Origin of the sequence: Vibrio crassostreae (assembly GCF_041439375.1) — a bacterium.
Classification (GTDB): domain Bacteria; phylum Pseudomonadota; class Gammaproteobacteria; order Enterobacterales; family Vibrionaceae; genus Vibrio; species Vibrio crassostreae_D.
In genome coordinates this window covers 1-1,637 of sequence record NZ_JBGONY010000133.1, presented here as the reverse complement: position 1 = coordinate 1,637, position 1,637 = coordinate 1, and the positions used below count along the sequence as shown (strand labels likewise).

The following is a 1,637-nucleotide window of genomic DNA, read 5'->3' as shown; positions in this document are numbered from 1 at the left end:
CGGCGTTTTTCAAGGTAGTTGTCATCATTCGCTTGTTTACTAAGCAGCTTCTCTTTCTGGATTTAGGTGAATGTCACCAACAGGTTCACAGTTTCTGATATCACCTGGCCAGCGTTCAGGGTTTAGCTCTTTTGCTGCGAGTAATACCTTTGCTCGGCGCTTCAAGATTTCTTTATCTTTTCCATTGTGACGCTCTGAAGGCGTGACGTAATTTAGCTTACTGTGCTTATGCTCGGTGTTGTACCAGCGTACGAAGGCTTCAACCCAACTTCGACTACTGTTGATACTTTCAAAGCCCTTTGTTGGCCAGCTTGGCATGTACTTTACCGTGCGGAACAATGATTCGACATACGGGTTATCATCGCTGACTCTTGGGCGGCTATACGATGAGGTAATACCTAACTCTTCCATTTTTGCTTTAAACGTCAGCGACTTCATCGGTGCACCATTATCTGAGTGAAGAACCAGCGCTTGATTGAAGCATTGCTCTCGCATCAACGTTCGTTGCAGAAGTTGTGACGCCAGCTCACCGCATTCACGCTCATACACTTCATAACCAACGATTTTTCGACTGTAAATGTCCTCGATGACATACAGGTAATAGTGTTGGCCTCGAACTTTTGAAGGTAAGTAAGTGATATCCCATGTATAGACTTGGTTCGAATCTGTCGCTGTGTAACTTGATGGCTTCGCTTGCTTCTGCCTACTTCTTTGACGACCTCGTCTGTGGAGTTGTCCCTGTGCACTCAGCACCCGATAGTAACTCGATTCAGAGGCGATATACTCACCTCGGTCAAGCAGTGTCGGGACGATTTGAGTCGGAGGTAAGCTTGCGAACTCAGAGCGGTTACACACCTCGATAATCGCATCACGCTCTTGCTGAGAGAGCTTGTTAGCAGGCTCTGGCCTGATGCATATCGGCCTTTTGTCAGCTTGAACTTCACCTTGCTGATACCAGCGACGATACGTTCTCAAGTCGATTTGAACTTCATGGCAAGCTGGCTCTAAACGGCATCCGCATTGCTTCGCTTCAAGGATAAGAGTCACTATGGTCTGCCTTTCATCGGTTGAGGTTAGTCGTCCTCTGGCTCTTCCCCGTAAAAGGCTCTCAGCTTTTTTCTTAGTACCAAGAGGGCGGCCGTTTCAGCGAGTGCTTTTTCTTTGAGTCGTAAATCTTTCTTCAACTCTTTGATTTCAAGTTTGTCAGCTTTAGCCTGCTTCTTTGCTTCAGCTTCCTGCTCTTTACTCGACTTAAACCCTTGCATACATTCGCTGCGCCAACTTTGGATTTGTTCAGGGAAAAGACCTTTTTCACGACAATATTGGCTGAGTTCACTTTCGGTCATCGAGTAAGTCTCGGCAACAATGGCGAGTTTAGTTTGAGCAGACCACTGCTCTGATGAAGTGTTGCTATTTGGCACGGCGGCTCCTGAACGTCTGAGTTGCTGGCGCCAATGATACAGGGTCGCAGTGCTAATTCCTTCCTCTTCCGACACTTCTTTAACTGACATCGAATAGGGAGGCAACAGCTTCTTCAATATAGCTTCTTTTCTTTCTACTGAGATACGAGACACAATTACTCTTTATCGCCCAAACTGGTTAAATTTTAACAGTGACAACTATCCTGCCAGAGGGGG

At 46.5% G+C, this 1,637-nt stretch carries 1 protein-coding gene; it reads right to left on the bottom strand.

What is annotated here, in order from left to right; all coding sequences use genetic code 11:
- Positions 1–39: 39 nt before the first annotated feature.
- Positions 40–1,574 (bottom strand): IS3 family transposase gene (locus ACED45_RS23990; RefSeq protein WP_371715208.1). Its coding sequence is split into 2 segments (ribosomal slippage): positions 40–1,121 and positions 1,121–1,574, totalling 1,536 coding nucleotides; the frame shifts between segments, so codons are not numbered across the junction.
- Positions 1,575–1,637: the final 63 nt, after the last annotated feature.